Here is a 22,060-nt window from a genome sequence, read left to right as displayed (position 1 = left end):
TTTTCAGGGATAAAGCCGCGTCCTATCCCAGCCGCCTTTTGCATCGCGGGAAAAGACCACCCGGTCATGCAGCCGGAACGGCCTGTCATGCCAGAACTCGATCGTCTTCGGTACGATGCGGAAGCCCGACCAATGTTTCGGTCGCGGGATCTCGCCGATGGCGTAACGGGCCGTGTATTCGGCGACCGCCTTTTCCAGCGCGAAGCGGCTTTCCAACGGTCGCGACTGCTTCGACGCCCAGGCGCCGATGCGGCTGCCGCGTGGCCGCGTCGCGTAATAGCTGTCGGCTTCGGCGTCGCTGACGATTTCCACCGGACCGCGGACGCGGACCTGGCGGCGCAGCGATTTCCAGTGGAAACACATCGCCGCCTTCATGCTGCCTAGAATCTCCTGGCCCTTGGCGCTCTCGAAATTCGTGTAGAACACAAAGCCGCTTTCATCGAACCCCTTGAGCAGCACCATCCGCACGTCCGGCATGCCCTCGGCATCGACGGTCGCCAGCGCCACGCCGTTGGCATCGTTGATTTCGCTCTTGGTGGCGTCGTCCAGCCATGCGGCGAAGAGGCGAAACGGCTCGGCCGCATCAGTAAAGTCACTGGTTGTTAACGCTGCATCACTCATAGTTTTTCTCAAATTGTCACGAGATCAGGGAGGTTGCCGATTGTCGCGTATCGCGCAAGCTTTTGACAGCAGGCAATGGGGCGTTATCGCTTCGGCCAGCGCGAGAGCGGCGATCGTGGCAATCGTCCTGCCGCTTGCCGGCTGCGGTGCTGGGGGTTTCAGCCTGGACAAGGCCGAAGTCGATCGTTCGATCCTGACCAGCAGCACATCGGCTTCGGTCAGGCCGGCCGATTCGGATCGCGACTCCGACCAGACGACGATCGGCAATGCGGTGTCGTCCGTCGACATCGAGCAGCTCGGGGGCCAGGCCGTGCCCTGGGCGAACACCGGCACCGGCTCGCGCGGCTCCATCACGGAACTGGCGGAATTGAAGGACAGCGGCCAGACCTGCCGCCGCTTCAAGGCTTCGCGCGAAAGCTTTGACGGCGTTGCCATGTTCGAGGGCGAACTCTGTCTTGCCAGTGCCGGCGGCTGGCGTATGCAGGGCTTCAAGGCACTCTGATTTTCCGCCCTCGATGTGACGCCCCGCTACTGGAATTTCTTCCTATGCGAGCGCATATAGGGGGCAAGTATGGACTCACTCCTTTCCAGGGCAGGAAGCATGCGCGACCCCTATGAGGTGCTGGGCGTTGCAAAGAACGCATCGGCCAAGGACATAAAATCGGCGTACCGGAAACTCGCCAAGAAGCATCATCCGGACCAGAATCCGAATGATCCCAAGGCGAAGGACCGTTTTGCCGCGGCCAATCAGGCCTACGAGGTCATAGGCGACGAGAAGAACCGCGCCGCTTTCGATCGTGGCGAGATCGACGCCGACGGCAAGCCGCGTTTCCAGGGCTTTGAGGGTGCGGCCGGTGGTGGCGACCCCTTTGCCGGGTTTCGCCGCCAGCAACAGGGTGCCGGCGGCTCGCGATTCGAGTTCCGCTCGGGCCGCCCCGGTGGCGATCCGTTCGACGGCAACAGCGACATCTTCAGCCAAATTTTCGGCGATGCCTTTTCCGGCGCGCGCGGGCCAGGCGCAGGCGACCGCCGCCAGCCGGCAACATCAGCCGACCTGAACGTCACGCTCGACATCACCATCGAGGAAGCGGCCAATGCCGAAAAGGTGACGGCGATGTTCCCGGATGGCCGCAAGGTGGCGGTCAAGTTGCCGGCCTATGTCGAGGATGGCCAGACCATCCGGTTGAAAGGCCAGGGTGAGCAGGGGCCGGGCCAGCCCGGCGACGCGTTGGTCAAGATCCACATCCGCCGCCATCCGCGCTACCGCATCGAAGGTCGCGACCTGCACGCCGATCTGCCGGTTTCGCTGGCCGATGCGGCACTAGGCGCCAAGGTGCCGGTCGAGACGCCGACCGGCAGGCTCGCGGTCAACGTGCCTGCCTGGTCGAGCTCGGACAAGGTCCTGCGGCTCAAGGGCAGGGGCTTGCCGGAGAAAGCCGGCGGCCATGGCGATCTCTATGCCCATGTGCGCATCATGCTGCCGGAAGGCGGCGACAGTGCGCTGGAATCGCTGTTGCGCGGCCAAAAAGGCTGATCGAGAGCTTTTGTCCCCCGAACTGTCCGGTTTGAACGCTTGAAGGGGCTGTGTGCCTGTGCGATAGGCACTCCACAAAGCAGATATCTTGCGGAGAACACGCATATGGCGGGTGGACAGGGCCTGATGGCCGGCAAGCGCGGCCTTATTCTTGGCGTCGCCAATAACAGGTCGATCGCCTATGGCATTGCCAAGGCCTGCGTCGATCATGGCGCCGAGATCGCGCTGACCTATCAGGGCGAAGCCTTCAAGAAACGGGTCGAGCCGCTGGCGGCGGAGCTGGGCGCCTTTGTCGCCGGCCATTGCGACGTCACCGATCCTGCGAGCCTGGACGAGGTTTTTGCCAATGTCGCCAAGCATTGGGGCAAGCTCGATTTCCTCGTCCACGCCATCGCTTTTTCAGACAAGGACGAGTTGACCGGCCGCTATGTCGAGACGACGCGCGACAATTTCCTGCGCACCATGGACATTTCGGTCTATTCCTTCACCACCATCGCCAAGCGCGCCGAAGCGCTGATGACCGAGGGCGGGTCGCTGCTGACGCTGACCTATTACGGCGCCGAGAAGGTGATGCCGCACTATAACGTCATGGGCGTCGCCAAGGCGGCACTCGAGGCCAGCGTGCGTTACCTCGCGGTTGATCTTGGCGCCAAGAAGATCCGCGTCAACGCGATTTCCGCTGGCCCGATCAAGACGCTTGCCGCCTCAGGCATCGGCGATTTCCGCTACATCCTGAAGTGGAACGAATACAATTCGCCGCTGAAACAGACGGTCACGCAGGAAGAAGTCGGCGATTCCGGCGTCTATTTCCTGTCCGACCTGTCGCGTGGCGTCACCGGCGAGGTGCACCATGTCGATTCCGGCTATCACGTCGTCGGCATGAAGGCGGTCGACGCGCCGGATATTTCGACGGTCAAGGATTAGGTCTCTCCGCCTATCCTCCGTCCAGGCCCTGGCCCGATCTCCGGAAGAGCTGATGTACCCGCTGGTTTATATCGTGCGCCACGGCCAAACCGCGTGGAACGCCGAGTTCCGGCTTCAGGGCCAGGCCGACACCGATCTCAATGCTCTCGGCCGCGAACAGGCGACAGGAAACGGCCATCGGCTGGCCGAACTCGTCTGCGATCCCGAGAATTTCGATTTCGTCGCCAGCCCGATGAGACGCACGCGCGAAACGATGGAACGCATCCGCACCGCCATGAAGCTCGATCCGCTCGCCTATCGAAGCGATGTCAGGCTCATTGAAGTCAATTTCGGTGATTGGCAGGGTTTTACCTTTGCCGAGCTCGAGACGCGGTCTCCCGGGGCAAGCAGGACGCGTGCTCGCGACAAATGGAATTTTCAGCCGCCGGGCGAAGGTGCCGAGAGCTACCAGATGCTGCTTGAGCGGGTAAAGCCTTGCTTCGACGAGATCGACCGCAGGACGATCTGTGTGACACATGGTGGCGTCATGCGCACCCTCTTTCGCTTCGTGCTTGATATGCCCGAGGACGAGGCCGCGAACCTGGAGATACCGCACGATCGCGTGCTCAAACTTGAGGGCAAGAGCCTGGAGTGGCTTTAGGCCGCCTGGTGACGGCCAATTCCTAATGCATGTCGCCCAAAAGTGACCTCCGTTTGGGGAAGTCGCATGAATCCGTTTCGACGCGACGCGCTTTAGTTCGTGTCGCTGTCTCCCGGCAACTGCATGTCGGTGACGACGTTTTCGCCATCGGTCACATCGTAAGCGATGACGATGTCCATGCCCGGCTTCAGCGCGTCGAGATCGGTCTCGGCGTTCAGCTTGTAGGATTTGCCGTCGTCCAGCGTCAGCGTCAGCGCATCCTTGTCGACCTTCTTGATCAGGCCTTCGGTCTGGCCGGCCAAGGCGGCAGTGGAAAGCAGCAGCGTGGCGGCAACAGCGCCAATCAGGGTACGCATCATCGTCCTCTTTGGTCATTGCGCCGGCCTGGGTGGCGGCGGATCCTCAATGGCGAATGGAGCAGAGCAGAAACCAACCGAATGTGTCAAAACTAAATCCGCCAGATCACAGTTTGACCACTGTGGAAAACGCCAATAGAAGGCTGGCTTCAGCCGGTTTCGATGCCGGGCAGGGCACTTTCCATGTCTCACAACACGTTCGGTCATCTTTTCCGCGTCACCACCTGGGGCGAGAGTCACGGCGCGGCGCTCGGCTGCGTGGTCGATGGCTGTCCGCCGGGTATCCGTTTCACGCGCGATGAAATCCAGGCCGAACTCGACAAGCGCCGCCCGGGCCAGTCGCGCTTCGTCACCCAGCGCCGCGAGCCGGACGAGGTGAAGATCCTCTCGGGCTTCGTCCTCGATGAGGACGGCGCGACGATGATCACCACCGGCACGCCGGTGTCGATGCTGATCGAGAATGTCGATCAGCGCTCGAAAGACTATGGCGAGATCGCCCGCCAGTTCCGGCCGGGCCATGCCGACTACACCTACGACGTCAAATACGGCATACGCGACTATCGCGGCGGCGGCCGCTCTTCCGCGCGCGAGACGGCGGCCAGGGTCGCCGCCGGCGCGCTCGCCCGGAAGGTGGTGCCGGGCATGGTGGTGCGCGGCGCGCTCGTGTCTATGGGCGAAAAGTCGATCGACCGCGCCAATTGGAACTGGAATTTCATCGGCGACGCGGAAAATCCGTTCTTCACCCCCGACCCCGCTTCGGTTCCAGTCTTCACGCAATATCTCGACGGCATCCGCAAGGCCGGCTCCTCGGTCGGCGCGGTGATCGAGATCGTCGCCGATGGCGTTCCCGCAGGGTTAGGCGCGCCGATCTATGCCAAGCTCGACCAGGACATTGCCTCCGGCCTGATGTCGATCAACGCCGTCAAGGGGGTCGAGATCGGCAATGGTTTCGAGGCCGCCCGCATTACCGGCGAACAGAATGCCGACGAGATGCGCATGGGCAATGACGGCAAGCCGGTGTTCCTGTCCAACAATGCCGGCGGCATTCTCGGCGGCATCTCGACCGGCCAGGCGATCGTCGCGCGCTTTGCCGTCAAGCCGACTTCGTCGATCCTGACGCCGCGCAAGTCGATCGACAAGGACGGCAACGACGTGGAGGTGATGACCAAGGGTCGCCACGACCCTTGCGTCGGCATCCGCGCCGTGCCGATCGGCGAGGCCATGGTTGCCTGCGCCATTGCCGACCACTATCTGCGGCATCGAGGACAGACAGGAAAGGGAATAGGCAGTAGGGATTAGGCAGGAGGCCAGTCTGCCCGCCCGAAAGAGCCAAAATTTCCTTTTCCCTACTGCCTATTGCCTATTCCCTGCGAGCGAAGCGAGCATTTCCATGCCTTACGACCAGAAGAAGATCGTCGAAGCAATCCGGGCTTTCGAACGCGGCGAGATCGTCGTCGTCATGGACGATGACGGGCGTGAGAACGAGGGCGACCTGATCGTCGCCGCCGTTCACTGTACGCCGGAGAAGATGGCCTTCATCGTGCGCAACACGTCGGGCATCGTCTGTACACCAATGCCGCGCGAGGAAGCCAAGCGGCTGAACCTCGCGCCGATGGTCGCCGACAATGATTCGGCCCACACCACCGCCTTCACCGTCAGCGTCGACTTCAAGCATGGCACGACGACAGGCATTTCGGCCGACGACCGCACCCTGACCGTGCGCAATCTTGCCAACGGCAATGTCGGCGCCTCCGATTTCGTCCGCCCTGGCCACATCTTCCCACTGATCGCGCGCGAGGGCGGCGTCTTGATGCGCTCGGGCCATACCGAGGCGGCCGTCGACCTCTGCAAGCTCGCCGGCCTGCCGCCGATCGGTGTCATTTCCGAACTGGTCAATGATGACGGCACCGTCAAGCGCGGCCCACAAGTCGCGGCCTTCGCCGAGGAGCACGGTCTCAAGCAGGTTTCGGTCGCCGACCTAATCGCCTACCGGCAGCGCAAGGAAACGCTGGTCGAGCGCGTCGCCTGCTCCGACATCGAGACGCTGGGCGGCAAGGCGCAGGTGTTCACCTACACGCTGCCCTGGGACACGATGCATCACGTCGCCATCGTCTTCGGCGATATCCGCGACGGCGAGGAGGTGCCGGTGCGGCTGCATTCGGAGGATGTGGTGACCGACGTGTTCGGTACCAGCCACCGGCTCGATGCCATCATGAAGGCGATGGGCGAGCGCAAGCGCGGCGTCATCGTCTATCTGCGCGAGGGCTCGGTCGGCGTCGCTCACCAGGAGCGTAACCGGCCGGCGCCGGGCGATCGCGAGGACCATGAAGAGGCGCGCCGGCGCGAGAGCGAATGGCGTGAGATCGGCCTTGGTGCGCAGATCCTGAAGGATCTCGGCATTTCCTCGATCAATCTGATCGCCTCGCGCGAGCGCCACTATGTCGGTCTCGAGGGTTTTGGCATTCACATCGCCAAGACCGAGATTATCTGAGCTCGACAAACCCTGGCTGTCATTCGGCCGGGATTGCCGCCTCGCATCCTTCCAGCTCGCATCCGTGGGTGGCGAGGCTGCGCTGGCCGAGCAGCACCGTGACCAGTGCGATAACGCCTGACGCCACCGAGACCCAGAACCCGTTCTGGGCGCCGAACGCATCCACCACCGCGCCGGCGGCGAAAGAGCCCATCGCCATGCCGATGCCGATGCCGGTCATCACCCAGGTTATGCCTTCGGTCAGCATCGTTTCAGGGACATGCCGTTCGATCAGGCCGAAGGCTGTGATGAAGGTCGGCGAGATCGCCACGCCGCTGATGAAGACAGTAAGCGCGAGCACGGGCACGGTGCCGGCGGTAAGCGGCAGCAGCGTGCCGAGCGTGACCAACGCGACCGCGATGGCGAGCTGGCGCTGCAGCGGTGCTTTCAGGTTCAGCGCGCCGACGATGATGCCGAGCACGAAGGACCCCAGCGCATAGACGCCGATGACGAGACTTGCGGCGCCCGGCTGGCCGAATTCCTTGGTGATCGCCACCGTGCTCACCTCCGTCGTCGCGAAAGTCGCGCCGATGAAGATCATGGCGAAGGTGATGATTTGAACCGGCCCCAGGCGGATTGCCGAGCCCGTTGAGCCATGGTCCACCGGCCGCACTTGCGGTTCGGTCGAACGCTGCAGGATGAAAGCTGTCGAGCCCACGGCAAGGAGCAGAGTGCTGACGAGCACGCCCGCTTCCGGGAACAGCGCGGCACTGAGGCCCACCGACAGCGATGCGCCGGCGATATAGACCAGTTCATCCGCCGCCGACTCGAAGGCGAAGGCGGTATTCATCTCGGGCCGGCCCCGGAAAATCTCGGTCCAGCGCGCCCGCACCATGGCCGGCATGCTTGGCATTGCCGCGGCCAGCAGTGCCGACACGAACAGCGTCCATACCGGCCAGTCCTGATTGGCCGATGCGATCAGGGCCGCGAATGCGAGCACGGAGATGATGGTGGTGGGTACGACAACCCGCGTCTGGCCGAGGCGGTCGACCAACCTCGATATTTGCGGCGCCAGGAAAGCATTGGCCAAGGCGAATGTCGCGGAAACCGCACCCGCCAGCCAGTATTCGCCACGCGTCTGCGACAACATCGCGACGATGCCGATCGGCGCCATGGCGATCGGCAGGCGCGCCATGAAGCCGGCGGCGGCAAAGCCCTTGGCTCCGGGAGCGCGAAAAATTTCCGAATAGGGGTTTTGCATGATCCTGTTCCTCGACAAGGGGCGATTCGACGATTACATACGACACGTATGAGTGTTAAATAGACCATACGCCCCGTATGTCAATTGGCATACGGGACGTATGTAGATAAGGCCAGGACATGCATCGACCACGCAAGGAGATGATCGCGGAGACACGCGCCAAGCTGATCGCCGCGGCACGCCAAGCCTTTGGCACCATCGGGTACGCCGAAGCGTCGATGGACGATTTCACCGCGTCGGCCGGACTGACGCGCGGCGCCCTCTATCATCACTTCGGCGACAAGAAGGGACTGCTCGAGGCGGTTATCGCGCAAATCGATGCTGAGATGGCGGCGCGGGTGAACGAGGTCGCGTCGAGGGCGCCGACCCGCTGGCAGCATTTCGTCGACGAATGCACCACCTATATCGAGATGGCGCTCGAGCCGGAAATCCAGCGCATCATGTTCCGGGACGGTCCGGCGGTGCTGGGCGATCCGGCACAATGGTCGAATGCCAATGCCTGCGTCGGTTCAATGACCGATCATCTGACCGCGCTGCAAGAGGAGGGGGTGGTCGTGCCGGGCCTCGATCCGGAGACCGCGGCGCGGCTGATCAATGGGGCGAGCAGTCAGGCCGCGCAGCGGATCGCCAATTCGAACGATCCCGAAGCGACATCGAGGAAGGTGGTGGCCGCGTTCAAGCAATTGCTTGAAGGCCTGCTCGAGAAGCCGGAAGCGCGGCCAAACTGAGCCACCGTGGCCCTCCCGCCGCCGCCTGCAATTGACAATAGCCGGTTTGAGCGCATCCTCCACAGCCATCTCTGAGGGGAGATTCGGGCATGTGGGATTTCGATATCGGCAGGTCGGTGTCCATCATGATGCGGACCTGGCCCTTCATTGTCTTTCGCATGATCGTCTATTTCGGCATCACGCTGGCCTACATCATGGCCACCGGCACGGGCGCCTCCGTCGGCTATGGCGTCGGCCATATCTCCACCGATCCTGATGGACCGTTGTCCTTCGCCATGTGGGGTGGCGTGGTCGGTTTCGGCCTCGTCTCGATCGCCGTCTATTGGATCCGCGAATATATCCTTTACGTCGTCAAGGCGGGTCACATCGCCGTCATGGTTCATCTGATCGACGGCCATGACGTTCCCGACGGCCAGAACCAGATCGCCTACGCAAAAGAGATTGTGACCGAGCGTTTTGCCGAGGCGAACATCCTTTTCGTCGTCGACCAATTAGTCAAGGGCGCCATCCGCGCCATCACCGGCCTGCTCGGCGGCATCGCGGCTTTCCTGCCCATTCCGGGCCTGAGCGGCCTGGTCTCGTTCCTCAACACGGTGATCCGCCTGTCGCTGACCTATGTCGATGAGATCATTCTCGGCTACAACATCCGCATCAATTCGTCCTCGCCCTTCGAGACCGCGCGGCAAGGCGTCGTGCTCTACGCCCAGAATGGCAAGACCATGGTCAAGAACGCGGTCTGGCTGGCGGTCATCATGTGGGGCGTCTCCTTTGTCATCTTCCTGCTGATGCTGGCGCCGGCGGCCGCCATTCTTTACGTCATGCCCGGTCAGCTCGCCGGTTGGGCCTTCGTTCTGGCCATCGTCTTTGCCTGGGCCTTCAAGGCGGCGTTCATCGAGCCGTTCGCCATCGCCTGCCTGATGCAGGTCTATTTCAAGACCATCGAGGGCCAGGTGCCCGATGCCGCCTGGGACGCCCGGCTCGCCGAAGCCTCGTCGAAGTTCCGGGAACTCAAGGACAAGGCGCTCTCCACCTTCGACGGTTCGCACTGGGGTACGGCCGGCGCGACGCGCTGATCGGCGGGGTTTGCCGGCGCAGCGGCGACGGTGTCGAGGCGGGCCACCGTGGATTTGAGCGAGGCCTCACCCTGGCCGCAAAACGTCTCGCTCATGATCAGGTCTGGCAGCGGCAGCCGTCGGCCCCAGCCATGCGTTTCGAGGTCGGGTTTGGGCGCGAACTCGGAAACACGGCCAACGCAGAGATAGGCGATCGGCGTCACGTGGTCGGGGATGGATAGCAGGCTTTTCAGCGCTTGCGTCTCGATGATGCTGACCCAGCCGACGCCAACGCCCTCGGCACGCGCGGCCAGCCAGAAATTCTGCACCGCGCAGACCGTGCTGTAGAGATCCATTTCCGGATTGTGCCAGCGTCCCAGCGGCGAGCCTTTCGAACGCTCGCGGTCGCAGGTGATGCAGATGTTGAGCGCGCTTTCGCAAATGCCTTCGAGCTTGAGCTTGCGGTAGAGCGCCCGCCGGTCCGCCTCGATTGCCGGCAGTTCCTGTTCGCGGGCGGCCAAGAACAGGTCGCGCACCTCCCCCCGTCGCGCGGCATCGCGAATGACGATGAAATTCCAGGGCTGCATGAAGCCGACCGACGGCGCGTGATGGGCGGCAAGCAGCAGCCGCGCCAGCACCTCGTCGTCGATCGTCTCCGATGTAAAATGGCTACGCACGTCGCGCCGCGTGAACATGGCGCGGTAAACCGCGTCGCGCGCAATCTGGTCGAATCCATCGCCCATTGCAGCGGTCATATCTTCCGGCATCGCTTGTCCCCTTGCGATTGCAGCAGTTCAAATTTTCAGAGCGTACTTTGTGCGTCCAAGAGAACGCACGCCGCTCTGATATCATCCGCCTGACCATGCGGATGACGATGCCTGCCAGGCCGGTCTTCTGGCTCGGGATCAACCCACGTCCGGTGCCTTCCCGTCATCGACAGTGGCACTTACCGGCGCAGTCCCCCTCACAGCGTTGGGCACGCCACGGTATCAAACCGTGTTCCCGATTCTCCCGCTTTCGCGGGCACCAGGCAGTAGCGGCAGTCTTACGCCGAATGGCCGGCGACGCCAATGCCCGCAGCGACATGAATGGACGCAGGTTCGATTTTCCCCAGCGATCAGGCCGCAACGCATGGCCATCGCCGCGCCGGGGCACTAGATAGGGGGACATGGCCACTCGTCTCTACACGCACCCGATCTTTTTCGAACACATCACCCCGCCCGGTCACCCCGAGCGGCCCGACCGCCTGCGCGCCATCGAACGCGTGCTCGACGACGAAGCTTTCGCCGCGCTCGACCGCGTCGAGGCACCGCAAGGCGACGAGGCGACCATCCTTTACGCGCATCCCGCCGATTTCGTCGCGCGTGTCCGCGCCGCCATCCCCGACGAAGGCATTGCCCGCATCGATGCCGACACCACCGCCAGCCCGAAGAGCTGGCAGGCCGCGACCACGGCGATCGGCGCCGCCAACGCCGCCGTCGACGACGTCTTTGCGGGCCGCGCCGACAATGTCTTCGTCGCCGCCCGGCCGCCTGGGCACCATGCGGAAAAGACCACGGCCATGGGCTTCTGCTTCTTCAATACGGCGGCAATCGCTGCGCGCTATGCACAGAAGAAGCATGGCGCCGAGCGTGTCGCCGTCGTCGACTGGGACGTGCATCACGGCAACGGCACGCAGGATATTTTCTGGGACGATCCCTCGGTGCTCTATTGCTCGACACACCAGATGCCGCTCTATCCCGGCACCGGCGCGAAGAACGAGACCGGCGCTGGCAATATCGTCAACGCGCCGCTGGCGCCGCGGACCGGCAGCGAGGTGTTTCGCGATGCTTTCCTGTCGCGCGTGCTGCCGGCACTCGACAATTTCGCGCCCGACCTGATCATCATTTCGGCTGGCTTCGACGCGCACCATCGCGACCCGCTGGCGGAAATCAATCTGACCGAGGACGATTTCGACTGGGCGACCGGCCAGCTGATGCAGCGCGCCGCACGCCATGGCGGCAACCGGCTCGTCAGCCTGCTCGAGGGCGGCTACGATCTGCAGGGATTGGCATTTTCGGTCGCCGCCCATGTCGGGCGACTGATGAAAGGATGAATGATGACTGGTGAGATCAACGAAGACGTCAAGGCGATGAGCTTCGAACAGGCACTCGACGCTCTGGAGAAGATCGTCGATGATCTGGAGCGTGGCGACGTGCCGCTCGACCAGTCGATCCGGATCTACGAGCGCGGCGAGGCGCTGAAGATGCATTGCGACCGGTTGCTGAAGGCCGCTGAGGACAAGGTCGAGAAGATCAGGCTGTCGCGCGACGGCAAGCCGGTTGGAACCGAGCCGCTCGACGCGGACTAGGGAGCCGAGCAGCTTTACCGATTTTTGGACACGATCATGATCGAGGATACAGTTCGTCCCGATTGAAACGGACAAGAGGAGATACGGAAGCGATGTGCAGAAACATCAAGACCCTGTTCAATTTTGATCCGCCGGCAACCAATGACGAAGTCCGCGACGCGGCACTCCAGTTTGTCCGCAAGCTGAGCGGTACGACGCGGCCTTCCGCCAAGAACCAGCATGCATTTGATCACGCGGTCGACGCCATCGCGGCATCGGCACGCGAGCTTCTCGATTCGCTCGAAACCCACCAGCATCCGCGCAATCGCGAAGAGGTGGCGGCTAAACTAAGAGCAAAGGCGGCGATCCGGTTCGCCTGATATGCCCAAAGCGCCCACTGACCGCTGACCAGGAGAGTTCATGAGCTTCTTCCCGGGGAAAGACCCTGAGGCCGGCGATGCCTTCGCCAGCGACCAGATCGAGCTGATGGTCATCCCGAACGCCAAGGATATTGGCGGCTTCGAGGTGCGCCGCGCCTTGCCGACCGCCAAGCGGCGCCTGGTCGGGCCGTTCATCTTCTTCGATCGAATGGGTCCCGCCATCATGCGCGCCGGCCAGGCGCTCGACGTTCGTCCGCACCCGCATATCGGCCTGTCGACCGTAACCTATCTGTTCGACGGCAAGATCAGGCACCGCGATTCGCTCGGCACCGAAATGGTGATCGAGCCCGGCGACGTGAACCTGATGACCGCAGGCCGCGGCATCGTCCACTCCGAGCGCACGCCGCAGGAATTGCGCGGCGCGCCGATGTCGATCTCCGGCCTGCAGACGTGGCTGGCGCTGCCCGACGGCAAGGAAGAGGTGGCGCCGGTGTTCGAGAACACAGCTGCGCTGCGACTTCCAGAGATCGATGCCGAGGGCGTCAGCGGCCGTGTCGTCATCGGCGATTTCCAAGGATTGCGGTCTCCGGTGCGGGCGGATTCCGAAACGCTCTACGCTGATTTGCGGCTTGCGCCCGGTGCCAGCGTCAAGATCCCGGCCGATGCGGAAGAGCGCGCCATCTACACGCTGGAGGGCGAGGTCTCGATTTCAGGCGACGTCTTTCCGGCGGAACGGCTGCTGGTGTTCCGTCCCGGCGACGAGATCGTAATATCGTCGCCGACGGGTGCGCATTTCATGCTGTTCGGCGGTGCCTCGCTCGGTTCGAAGCGCTACATCTGGTGGAATTTCGTCTCTTCGTCCAAGGAGCGCATCGAACAGGCCAAGCAGGAATGGAAGACCGGCCGCTTCGATATCGTCCCCGGCGATGAGCAAGAATTCATTCCGCTGCCGGAAGGCTGAGCGGTGAGGGACTGACTATCCGTGTTACCGACACGCATTTACTTTCGGCGGCCGGCGGCCTATCCCGCCGATGAAAAGAAAGTCTGGACCCAACGTGAACGCAACGCTGCATACGCCGCTTCTCGACAAGGTTCGCGTCCCGGCCGACCTGCGCACGCTGGCCGAGAGCGAATTGCCGCAGCTGGCATCCGAGCTTCGGGCCGAACTGGTCGACGCCGTTTCCCGCACCGGGGGCCATCTCGGTGCCGGCCTTGGCGTGGTCGAACTGACGGTGGCGCTGCATTATGTCTTCAACACACCCGATGACCGGCTGATCTGGGATGTCGGCCACCAGGCCTATCCGCACAAGATCCTGACCGGACGCCGGGACCGCATCCGCACCTTGCGCCAGGAAGGCGGCTTGTCGGGCTTCACCCGCCGGGCCGAGAGCGAATACGACCCGTTCGGCGCCGCCCACTCCTCGACATCGATATCGGCGGGTCTCGGCATGGCCGCCGCCCGCGACCTTTCGGGTGGTCGCAACAATGTCATTTCAGTCATCGGCGACGGCGCCATGTCGGCCGGCATGGCCTATGAGGCGATGAACAATGCCGGCGCGCTCGATGCGCGCCTCATCGTCATCCTCAACGACAATGACATGTCGATCGCGCCGCCGACCGGCGCGATGAGCGCCTATCTGGCGCGCCTGGCTTCCGGAAAGGCCTATATCGGCTTGCGCGACTTCGGCAAGAAACTGACCTCCTATCTCGGCAAGCGGGCCGATCGGGCCATCACCCGGGCGGTCGAGCACGCGCGCGGCTATGTCACCGGCGGCACTTTGTTCGAGGAACTCGGCTTCTATCACATCGGCCCGATCGACGGCCACAATCTGGAGCATCTGATTCCGGTCCTGAAAAATGTCCGCGACAACGGCAAGGGTCCGGTGCTGATCCATGTCGTCACCCAGAAGGGCAAGGGCTATGCGCCGGCGGAAGCAGCCGCAGACAAATACCATGGCGTCAACAAATTCGACGTCATCACCGGCGCGCAGGCCAAGGCGCCGGCCAACGCGCCGGCCTACACCAAGGTGTTCGCCGAAAGCCTGATCCAGGAGGGCCGCGAGGACGATCGCATCGTCGCCGTCACCGCCGCCATGCCGAGCGGCACCGGCCTCGATCTGTTCGGCGAGGTGTTCCCGTCGAGGACCTTCGATGTCGGCATCGCCGAGCAGCATGCGGTGACCTTCGCCGCCGGCCTCGCGACGGAAGGCTACAAGCCGTTCGCGGCGATCTATTCGACTTTCCTGCAGCGCGCCTACGATCAGGTCGTCCATGACGTCGCGATCCAGAAACTGCCGGTGCGTTTCCCCATCGATCGCGCCGGCTTCGTCGGCGCCGACGGCGCCACCCACTGCGGCGCCTTCGACACCACCTTCCTGGCAAGCCTGCCGGGCTTTGTCGTGATGGCGGCGGCCGACGAAGCGGAACTGCGCCACATGGTGCGCACCGCCGCCAGCTATGACGATGGCCCGATCGCCTTCCGCTATCCGCGTGGCAACGGGGTCGGCGTCGACATGCCCGAGCGCGGCTCGGTTCTCGAGATCGGCAAAGGCCGCATCGTCCGGGAAGGCAGCAAGGTTGCCCTGCTGTCCTTCGGCACGAGGCTGCAGGATTGCCTTGCCGCCGCCGAGGAACTCGGCGCGGCCGGGCTTTCCACCACGGTCGCCGATGCCCGCTTCGCCAAGCCGCTCGACCAGGATCTGATCCGGCGGCTGGCCCGCTCGCACGAGGTCCTGGTGACGGTGGAGGAGGGCGCTATCGGCGGCTTCGCCAGCCATGTGCTGCAGTTCCTTGCCCATGAAGGATTGCTGGAGAACGGCCTGAAGGTACGCCCGCTGGTTCTGCCCGACGCCTTCACCGACCACGCCAAGCCGGAGAAGATGTATGCCGATGCCGGTCTCGACGCCGCCGGGATCGTGCGCACCGTTTTCACGGCCCTCGGCCAAACAGTCCGCGCCCAGCGCGCCTGAATCAAAACCTCAACAGCTTGAATCAGTTTGCCGGCTTGATGCCGTAACGCACTGTTAACGCAGCCGTTTGGCGTTTCGCTTACCGTGTCCCTTGGCGGTTTTTCAACTGCGCCCTGCTAGATCACTGCCAGGCAGGGAGACAACAACAATGAAGACGCTTCTGTGCGGCGCGGCCCTTTTGACCGTGATGGTCGTGCCGGCTGCCGCCGAAACGCGCTACGACCGCAATCTCGAAAAGGCGGTGGTCCGCATTGTCGCCGGCAAGATCGGCGATATCCGCGGCGGCTTTTCCTACAGGCAGGTGCCGCAGCTCGTGATGCTGCCGGACCCTTCACCTCAGCCCGCTGTTGCGACCGAGCATCCGCGTCAGCAAGCGTCAGAGGATGGGGACGACGGTTTGTCTCCAGCCGTCGAGCGCCAAGTGTCCCGCACGATCTTCTAGAGAAATTCCAGGAAAAGTGCGTAGCGGTTTTCCCGGGAAAAGCGCGCAGCGCTTTCCCTAGGGAATTGCGTGAAAACAAAGAGTCTAAAACCACATATCGCGCACGCAGCGGCCATCGCGTGGCAGATCGTCGTAAGAGTCGAGACCGTCGAAACGGTCGATCGGCAAGTCGGCAACGGCTTCGGGCGGCGCCAGCCGCACATTGACGGCGATGCGTATTCGGCCAGAATCGCTGGCGCGCATGCCGCGCCATGCCAGCACGCAGGCGCAGATCGGGCAAAACAGGATTTCAAGCGACGGCTTGTCCTTTGCGGCGCGCGTATAGCTGGCCGTCGGCCCCGAAACGCGAATGCGCTCGTCGGCATAATCATAAGCCCAGAGCGCGCCATAGCGACGGCAAAGGGTGCAGTTGCAAGCCGTCACCGGGCCGGGATCGCCTTCCAGGGTCCAGTGGGCAGCGCCACAGTGGCAGGTTCCCGTCAGCATGCGTTCTCCCCGGTTCCGACGATGGAGGCTCTACTCGACGACCATTTTGCCGGACCCGATGCGATGCGCGCAAGCCGCGGCTTGGCTCGCTACACCAGCCGCTCACGCACGACGTCACCTTAGTTCCGTGTAATGTCCTTGCCTTCACCGCGGGCTTTCGCCAGAGAAGGCCGATGAATTCGCCTCCGCCAGCCAGCACACGCCAGCGGCTCGACGACCTGCTCGTCCAGCGCGGGCTGTTTGCCAGCCGTTCGCGCGCCCGCGACGCGGTCGAGCGCGGCACGGTGATGGTTGACGGCGCCATTGCCCGCAAGCCCGGCCAGAACGTTTCGCCGCAATGCCTTGTTGTCATCGACGATCCGGCGCGAGGCTATGTTTCGCGCGCGGCGCTCAAACTGATCGGCGGACTGGACCATTTCGGCCTCGATCCCGCCGGCCGCGAAGCCCTCGACATCGGCGCCTCGACAGGCGGGTTCACCCAGGTGTTGCTCGAACGCGGCGCGTCCCATGTCACGGCCATCGATGTCGGCCACGGCCAGATGCATCCCGATGTCGGCGGCGATCCGCGCGTAACCGTGATCGAAGGCTTGAATGCGCGCGATCTCACGACCGCCGATCTTGCCGGCCGCAGTCCGGATTTCATCGTTTCCGACGTCAGTTTCATCTCGCTTAAACTGGCGCTGCCGCCGGCGCTTGCTCTTGCCAAGCCCGGTGCCGGCGCGGTCTTTCTGGTCAAACCGCAATTCGAGGCCGGTCGCGAGGCGATCGGCAAGGGCGGTCTGTTGAAGGATCCCTTCGATGCCGCCCGTGTCGCGGGCCTGCTGCAGGATTGGCTGGATGCTGTTCCCGGCTGGCGCTCGCTCGGCCTGCATCTGTCGCCGATCGAAGGTGGCGACGGCAATCGCGAATTCCTGCTCGGTGGGATCAAGGACCGATGAGCGCACGCTTCACGATACGAAAGCTCGGATCGCAGGGTGACGGCATCGCCGAAACCGAAAGCGGCGATCTGTTCATTCCCTTCACGCTGCCGGGCGAGACCGTCACTGCCGCGCGCGAACGGGATCGCGCCACGCTGATGGCGGTGCTGGAGGCCTCGCCGCTGCGCATCGAACCCGCCTGCCGCCATTTCACCGAATGCGGCGGCTGCGCCCTCCAGCATTTCGAGGCCGAAGCCTATCGCCAGTGGAAACGCGAAAAGGTGGTGCACGCCCTGAAGGGCAAGGGGATCGAGTGCGAAATCGGAGAGTTGGTCGCGTGCGCGCCGCAGTCGCGCCGCCGTGTCGTGCTTGCCGCCCGGCGCACCGAAACAGGGATGTTGCTCGGCTTCAATCGCCATCTGTCGCCGGAAATCATCTCAATATCCGAATGCCCGATCTCGCTGCCCGAGATCGTCGCGGCACTCGGCCAGCTGAAGGCGCTGGCCGAACTGATATGCGCCACCACCAAATCGTTCCGGATGGCGGTCACCGTTACGGGTTCCGGTCTCGACATCGCGGTGCATGACTCCGGCAAGCTCGGCGAACACCAGCGCCGTATCGCCTCCAATTTTGTCATTGCGCAGGGCTTTGCCAGACTGTCCATCGATGACGAGATCGTCATCGAGCCAAGGAAGCCCGTGGTCATGTTCGGCAGCGTCGCGGTGGCGCTGCCGCCGGGCGCCTTCCTGCAGGCGACCGAGGCAGCCGAACGGTCCATGGCCGAGATTGTCGGCGGACATCTGAAGCGAGCCAAGAAGGTCGCCGACCTTTTTGCCGGTTGCGGCAGCTTCGCCTTGCGGTTGGCCGCGAAGTCGGAAGTGCACGCGGTCGAAGGCGATGCGGCCGCACTTTCGGCGCTCGACCGGGGATCCCGCTTCGCGACAGGCATCAAGCGGGTGACGGGCGAGCGGCGCGACCTGTTTCGACGGCCACTGACATTCAAGGAGTTGAACACCTTCGACGGCCTGGTCTTCGATCCGCCGCGCGCCGGCGCAGAGGATCAGTCGAAGCAGATCGCCCGCTCGGATGTTCCATTCGTTGCCGCAGTGTCCTGCAACCCGGTGACGCTGGCTCGCGACCTGCGCATCCTCATCGACGGCGGATATGCGTTGAAAAGCGTGACGCCGATCGACCAGTTCCTGTGGTCATCCCATGTCGAGGCCGTCGCGCTGCTGGAGAAGCCGAAGCGGCGGCGGTAGTTCACGACCGCCGGTTCGCAGGAAATTTCTGAAGCCTCTGTTCTTTCGACGAAATTGCGCCCCAAAAGCCGCCTTTGCGCGGGCTCCTAATTTCGCATCTTTGGGAAACATTTCGACCCATTCGTCGTTACTAATATGAACCGATGGCGATAACGGACATGCAGACGCTTCAGAAATTCACCGGCCTCATCGTCGTTCTTATCTTTTTCGCGGTCAGCTCGGCGACCGGGGCTCTCGCGCAAGGTGAAAGGCGCTTGGCGTTCGTCATCGGCAATGGCGCGTATCAGTCCGGCGAGCTCGCGACCGCCGCCAATGATGCGGGCCTGATCGCGCAGACCTTGCAGGCGGCCGGGTTCGATGTGGTCGGGGCGCGCGATGTCGATCAGGAATCGCTGCGCGGCGCATTGCGCGATTTCCTCGGCAAGGTCTCCGCCGCCGGTCCCGACGCGACCGTTTTCGTGTACCTTGCCGGCCGCGGCGTGCAGTTCGAAGGTGAGAACTATTTCTTGCCGGTCGACGCCCAGATCGCCAATCCGGCTGACGTGCCGCTGCAGGCCATGCGCCTCTCCGATGTCACCAAGTCCCTGGCCGGACTGCCGGCGAAGGTCAATATCGTCGTCCTCGATGCGGCCCGGCCGAATGCCTTCCCAAAAATGAGCCAGCCGCTGGCCGGCGGTCTCGCGCTGGTCGATCCCGACCCGAACATGCTGATTGCCTTCAATGCGGCTCCGGGAACAGTCGCGCCGGAAGGCAAAGGTCCCTACGGCGCCTATGCTCAGGCGCTCGCCGAGATGATACGCGATGGAGGCCTGTCGCTTGACGACGTGTTCGATCGCACACGGCTGCGTGTCAACGAGGTGACGCAAGGCGCGGAAGTGCCGTGGAGCGCCTCGAAAATCATTGCGCCGTTCGTCTTCTTCGACCGTGCCGCGGACGCGCCCGCGCCCAAGGTTTCGGAGGCCGAATCCCGGGCCGACCGGACCAGGGCGATCCGCGATTTCAACGCTCATGACGCCTATGTCGCGGCTCTCGACCGCGACACGATGCGCGGCTACGAAGATTTCCTCGTCACTTATCCACACGATCCGATGGCCAAGCGCGTGCGCGCCATGATAGCCGCGCGGCGCGAGGCGATCACGTGGCGCGAGACCTGGCTGCAGGACACGCCGGAAGCTTACTGGTCTTATCTGCGGCGCTATCCGCATGGTCCGCATGCTTGGGACGGGCGCCGGCGGCTCGAACATTTCAATGCTGCCCTGGAGCCGCCGGCGGAATTCACCGTCTATGAGTATGATTTGCCGCCGCCGCCCGAGGAGGAAATCGTCTACGTCGACAGGCCGGTGCTCTATTTCGACGACCCCGAGTTCGGCTTCGAGCCGCCGCCGCCCGTGGCCGTGATATTCCTGCCGCCGCCGCCGCCGGATTTCGTCGTGCTGGAGGCGCCGCCGCCGCCGGTCGACGTCTTCGTCCTGCCGACGCCGGTGTTCGTGCCGATACCTGCGTTCATCAACCCGCCGCGTCACATCGTGCCGCCGCCGAACGACATCATCTTCAACAACATCCACAACACGACCGTCATCAACAACATCAACAATACGACGATCAACGAGACCGCCAATCAGGCCCGGCAGCCAAGCGGCGGTCTCACCACCGGGCAGAAGATGGCCGTTGGTGCGGGCGCGGCCGCGCTCGCGGCCAAGGTGGCGCTGCCGCCTCTGCTGCAGAAAAAGGCCGTGCTGTCCAAGCAGAGTCAGGGCGGCCAGCCTCTGAAGCCCGGCCAGGCTGCCACGCAGGGCCAGCAGCCGGGTGCGACGCCACAGTCGAAGACGGGCAAGCTCTCGACCGACCACGCGTTGCCGGGGGCCAACGGCAAGACGCTGCCGCTCGTCAACGGCAAGCCGGTGCTCAACGGCCAGAACGCACCAAACCGGAAAGTGCTTGGCAAGCAAGGCACGGTGAGCGGCAACCAGCAGCCTACCGGAAATGCCGGTGCCGCCGTGACCGGCAATGGCCAGCAGAACGGAGCTGTCAACGGTCAGGGCAAGAATGGCAAGTTCCGCAAGCTGCCGACCGTCAATGGCGCGCAGGGCGAGAACGGGCAGAACGCTCGGCAGAGGCCCGGGAAGAACAACCCGAATGCGTTGTCCGGCCGAGGCAAACCGAAGAAGCTGACCCGCAAGGATCTGTCGGCAGGCCAGACGGCTGTCGGACCGAGCGATCAAGGCTCGGCCAACGGAAGCGAAAGGGGCAAGAAGCTCCGCAAGCTGCCGACCGTCAATGGCGCGCCGGCCGACAACCGGCCGAGTGTGCAGGAGCGGCTCAGGAAGAACAATCCGAGCGCGTTCTCCGACCAGAATCAGGGTTCGGCCAATGGGAACAGGAGGTTCCGCAGGTTGCCGAACGGTCAAGATGGTTCCGCCGGTGCGAGCACCAACGTCCAGCGCAACTTCAAGCGGCAAAGGCCGAACGTGCAGGTGCTGAGGCCGCAAAGACCGGAGTTCCAGGCGCAGCCGAAGCCTCAGGTGCAAGAGAGACGCCTGCAGCAACAGCCGAGGCCTCAGCCTCAGGTGCAGCAACGACGCCTGCCGCAGCAACCCAGGGAGCAGCCGCCACAGGGAAACAAAAAGCCGACCTGCGGGCATCCTGGGGAGCCGCCCTGCAAGCAATAGCCCGGCAGGCTTGCTCGGCCGCGGGCGGCAACGCCCCGTTCATGAGCCGGATTTTCCGGACTGTGAACTTGCGATGTAGAGGCATCAGGTTGATGAAGCGTCAGGCGGTCGAAGAAGACCGCTCCGGTCCCAGCGAGAGCAATTCCGGGAAAAGCGGCGACTTCGCCCTGGCCTCCGTTCGCAATTTAAGCAAGGAATAGAGCGGTTCGCCGTCTCCATAAAACGGTGAAACGCTCCAGCCTTTACGAGTCGGGCAATATTCGCTTCGCGGTGCCGCCTCGCTGGTTGATCGATAACCAGACGTTCGGATTCTGCTGCGACTGACGTTTCAGGAAATAATAGCCGGTCGCGTTCCAGGGCCTGATTTCGTCGACCATATTGTCGAGGATGAGATCGCCTTTGTCGGTTTTCACTGTCAAGACGGTGTGGCCTTCATTGTTGAGGTCGCGCACCACCGTCATCAACAGCGCCTGCCGGGGAAATCCAGCCTCCTGAAGGAGCTTGCGCTTGTAGAGTGCGTAGATCTTGCAGTCGCCCTTGCCGTCCACCGGATAGTCCCAGTGGTCCATCATCGTGCCCCAGTGCTCGTAATTGCTCACGGGTTTGATGGAACTGTTCGCCTTCTGATTTATCCGTTTGAGGATGCGGAGGGTCCGCGCCGTCAGCTTGACATTCGCGGCCGGCAGAGCGGGCACCTTGCACTCTTTTGGTCGGCGATGACAGAAATCGATCCAACCGTAGGGGACGCTGGTGCTTCCACCCACGGAGGCCGAGCGCAACCCGTCCATGGAATATTGGGTCGATCGCGACTTGAACAATGTCGACTGCGCCGACGCCGGACTGGCTAGCAGCGATGTCGCGCCAATCAACGAAACAAGGCCAAGCCGGAGAGCCATGACGGGGGAATGCCGCATTGCCAAAACCACCACCGCAACGAGGAACTGGTGCTGCGTTCGTGCGCCAAAGGCAGCCCAGGCAGTCAAAGACCTAATAATTTGTTAATGTGGATTGTGTTCACTTCAA

The 22,060-nt window shown here is 63.3% G+C and carries 22 protein-coding genes, 1 pseudogene and 1 riboswitch; of the genes and pseudogenes, 17 read left to right on the top strand and 6 right to left on the bottom strand.

What is annotated here, in order from left to right:
* Positions 1 to 3: 3 nt before the first annotated feature.
* A complete protein-coding gene (pdxH, locus tag LB536_RS28255; protein WP_224598328.1) occupies positions 4 to 621 on the bottom strand; it encodes a pyridoxamine 5'-phosphate oxidase in 618 nt (205 codons plus the stop codon).
* 40 nt (positions 622 to 661) lie between these two features.
* Here pdxH and LB536_RS28250 point away from each other — a divergent pair, with 40 nt between their 5' ends.
* The 4 genes from LB536_RS28250 (at position 662) to LB536_RS28235 (ending at position 3,719) form a co-directional block, all read left to right on the top strand.
* On the top strand, positions 662 to 1,123 hold the full coding sequence (locus tag LB536_RS28250) for an RT0821/Lpp0805 family surface protein (protein ID WP_140760030.1): 462 nt from the start codon (positions 662 to 664) through the stop codon (positions 1,121 to 1,123).
* 99 nt (positions 1,124 to 1,222) lie between these two features.
* Positions 1,223 to 2,155 (top strand): DnaJ C-terminal domain-containing protein, encoded by a 933-nt coding sequence (locus LB536_RS28245; protein ID WP_140811748.1) that lies wholly within the window; start codon positions 1,223 to 1,225, stop codon positions 2,153 to 2,155.
* A gap of 105 nt (positions 2,156 to 2,260) precedes the next feature.
* The gene (gene fabI, locus LB536_RS28240; protein ID WP_015318818.1) at positions 2,261 to 3,079 is read left to right on the top strand and encodes an enoyl-ACP reductase FabI; all 819 of its coding nucleotides are present in this window, start codon (positions 2,261 to 2,263) and stop codon (positions 3,077 to 3,079) included.
* A 52-nt stretch (positions 3,080 to 3,131) separates the two neighbouring features.
* Positions 3,132 to 3,719, top strand: a complete 588-nt coding sequence (locus LB536_RS28235; RefSeq protein ID WP_224598324.1) for a histidine phosphatase family protein — start codon at positions 3,132 to 3,134, stop codon at positions 3,717 to 3,719.
* 92 nt (positions 3,720 to 3,811) lie between these two features.
* Here LB536_RS28235 and LB536_RS28230 read toward each other — a convergent pair whose 3' ends face one another.
* The gene (locus LB536_RS28230) at positions 3,812 to 4,075 is read right to left on the bottom strand and encodes a DUF1344 domain-containing protein (protein ID WP_224598321.1); all 264 of its coding nucleotides are present in this window, start codon (positions 4,073 to 4,075) and stop codon (positions 3,812 to 3,814) included.
* 183 nt (positions 4,076 to 4,258) lie between these two features.
* Between LB536_RS28230 and aroC the strand changes: the two genes are divergently transcribed.
* Both aroC and ribB read left to right on the top strand, forming a co-directional pair.
* On the top strand, positions 4,259 to 5,374 hold the full coding sequence (gene aroC, locus LB536_RS28225) for a chorismate synthase (RefSeq protein WP_224598318.1): 1,116 nt from the start codon (positions 4,259 to 4,261) through the stop codon (positions 5,372 to 5,374).
* A gap of 91 nt (positions 5,375 to 5,465) precedes the next feature.
* Complete coding sequence (gene ribB, locus LB536_RS28220; protein WP_224598316.1) at positions 5,466 to 6,566, top strand: 3,4-dihydroxy-2-butanone-4-phosphate synthase; 1,101 nt, start codon at positions 5,466 to 5,468, stop codon at positions 6,564 to 6,566.
* A 19-nt stretch (positions 6,567 to 6,585) separates the two neighbouring features.
* Here the strand turns inward: ribB and LB536_RS28215 are convergent, their stop codons facing one another.
* Positions 6,586 to 7,806 carry an MFS transporter gene (locus LB536_RS28215; RefSeq protein WP_224598313.1) on the bottom strand — a complete coding sequence of 407 codons (1,221 nt, stop codon included), beginning with the start codon at positions 7,804 to 7,806 and terminating at the stop codon, positions 6,586 to 6,588.
* A 119-nt stretch (positions 7,807 to 7,925) separates the two neighbouring features.
* Here LB536_RS28215 and LB536_RS28210 point away from each other — a divergent pair, with 119 nt between their 5' ends.
* Entirely contained in the window at positions 7,926 to 8,534 is a 609-nt protein-coding gene (locus LB536_RS28210; RefSeq protein WP_224598310.1) for a TetR/AcrR family transcriptional regulator, read from the top strand.
* A gap of 89 nt (positions 8,535 to 8,623) precedes the next feature.
* Positions 8,624 to 9,607 carry a hypothetical protein gene (locus LB536_RS28205; protein WP_224598307.1) on the top strand — a complete coding sequence of 328 codons (984 nt, stop codon included), beginning with the start codon at positions 8,624 to 8,626 and terminating at the stop codon, positions 9,605 to 9,607.
* Between the two features lie 167 nt (positions 9,608 to 9,774).
* Here LB536_RS28205 and bluB read toward each other — a convergent pair.
* Positions 9,775 to 10,281, bottom strand: a pseudogene (gene bluB / locus LB536_RS28200) (5,6-dimethylbenzimidazole synthase); the annotation flags it as partial.
* A 171-nt stretch (positions 10,282 to 10,452) separates the two neighbouring features.
* Positions 10,453 to 10,632, bottom strand: a riboswitch (cobalamin riboswitch).
* 122 nt (positions 10,633 to 10,754) lie between these two features.
* On the opposite strand from bluB, the gene LB536_RS28195 reads away from it, so the two are divergent.
* The 6 genes from LB536_RS28195 to LB536_RS28170 all read left to right on the top strand — a co-directional run bounded on the left by LB536_RS28195 (position 10,755) and on the right by LB536_RS28170 (position 15,706).
* Positions 10,755 to 11,681 carry a histone deacetylase family protein gene (locus tag LB536_RS28195; protein ID WP_224598305.1) on the top strand — a complete coding sequence of 309 codons (927 nt, stop codon included), beginning with the start codon at positions 10,755 to 10,757 and terminating at the stop codon, positions 11,679 to 11,681.
* A 3-nt stretch (positions 11,682 to 11,684) separates the two neighbouring features.
* Positions 11,685 to 11,936 (top strand): exodeoxyribonuclease VII small subunit, encoded by a 252-nt coding sequence (locus LB536_RS28190; protein ID WP_140760076.1) that lies wholly within the window; start codon positions 11,685 to 11,687, stop codon positions 11,934 to 11,936.
* A gap of 92 nt (positions 11,937 to 12,028) precedes the next feature.
* Positions 12,029 to 12,295, top strand: a complete 267-nt coding sequence (locus tag LB536_RS28185; RefSeq protein ID WP_140760044.1) for a DUF2277 domain-containing protein — start codon at positions 12,029 to 12,031, stop codon at positions 12,293 to 12,295.
* A 40-nt stretch (positions 12,296 to 12,335) separates the two neighbouring features.
* Positions 12,336 to 13,256 (top strand): pirin family protein, encoded by a 921-nt coding sequence (locus tag LB536_RS28180; protein WP_224598303.1) that lies wholly within the window; start codon positions 12,336 to 12,338, stop codon positions 13,254 to 13,256.
* Between the two features lie 70 nt (positions 13,257 to 13,326).
* Entirely contained in the window at positions 13,327 to 15,264 is a 1,938-nt protein-coding gene (dxs, locus tag LB536_RS28175; RefSeq protein WP_224598301.1) for a 1-deoxy-D-xylulose-5-phosphate synthase, read from the top strand.
* 148 nt (positions 15,265 to 15,412) lie between these two features.
* Positions 15,413 to 15,706, top strand: a complete 294-nt coding sequence (locus LB536_RS28170) for a hypothetical protein (RefSeq protein WP_224598299.1) — start codon at positions 15,413 to 15,415, stop codon at positions 15,704 to 15,706.
* A gap of 84 nt (positions 15,707 to 15,790) precedes the next feature.
* On the opposite strand, the gene LB536_RS28165 is transcribed toward LB536_RS28170, so the two are convergent.
* The gene (locus LB536_RS28165) at positions 15,791 to 16,192 is read right to left on the bottom strand and encodes a GFA family protein (RefSeq protein WP_224598297.1); all 402 of its coding nucleotides are present in this window, start codon (positions 16,190 to 16,192) and stop codon (positions 15,791 to 15,793) included.
* Between the two features lie 173 nt (positions 16,193 to 16,365).
* Between LB536_RS28165 and LB536_RS28160 the strand changes: the two genes are divergently transcribed.
* The 3 genes from LB536_RS28160 (at position 16,366) to LB536_RS28150 (ending at position 21,037) form a co-directional block, all read left to right on the top strand.
* A complete protein-coding gene (locus LB536_RS28160) occupies positions 16,366 to 17,130 on the top strand; it encodes a TlyA family RNA methyltransferase (protein WP_224598295.1) in 765 nt (254 codons plus the stop codon).
* A complete protein-coding gene (locus tag LB536_RS28155) occupies positions 17,127 to 18,368 on the top strand; it encodes a class I SAM-dependent RNA methyltransferase (protein WP_224598293.1) in 1,242 nt (413 codons plus the stop codon). The genes LB536_RS28160 and LB536_RS28155 overlap by 4 nt, the downstream gene beginning before the upstream one ends.
* A 158-nt stretch (positions 18,369 to 18,526) precedes the next feature.
* A complete protein-coding gene (locus tag LB536_RS28150; protein WP_224598291.1) occupies positions 18,527 to 21,037 on the top strand; it encodes a caspase family protein in 2,511 nt (836 codons plus the stop codon).
* 242 nt (positions 21,038 to 21,279) lie between these two features.
* Here the strand turns inward: LB536_RS28150 and LB536_RS28145 are convergent, their stop codons facing one another.
* Complete coding sequence (locus tag LB536_RS28145; RefSeq protein ID WP_411966601.1) at positions 21,280 to 21,825, bottom strand: transglutaminase-like cysteine peptidase; 546 nt, start codon at positions 21,823 to 21,825, stop codon at positions 21,280 to 21,282.
* Positions 21,826 to 22,060 lie beyond the last annotated feature (235 nt).

The organism is Mesorhizobium sp. ES1-3 (genome assembly GCF_020164795.1).
Taxonomy (GTDB): Bacteria; Pseudomonadota; Alphaproteobacteria; order Rhizobiales; family Rhizobiaceae; genus Mesorhizobium.
The sequence above is the reverse complement of the archived record's forward strand: the minus strand, read 5'-3'. Positions and strand labels throughout refer to the sequence as shown.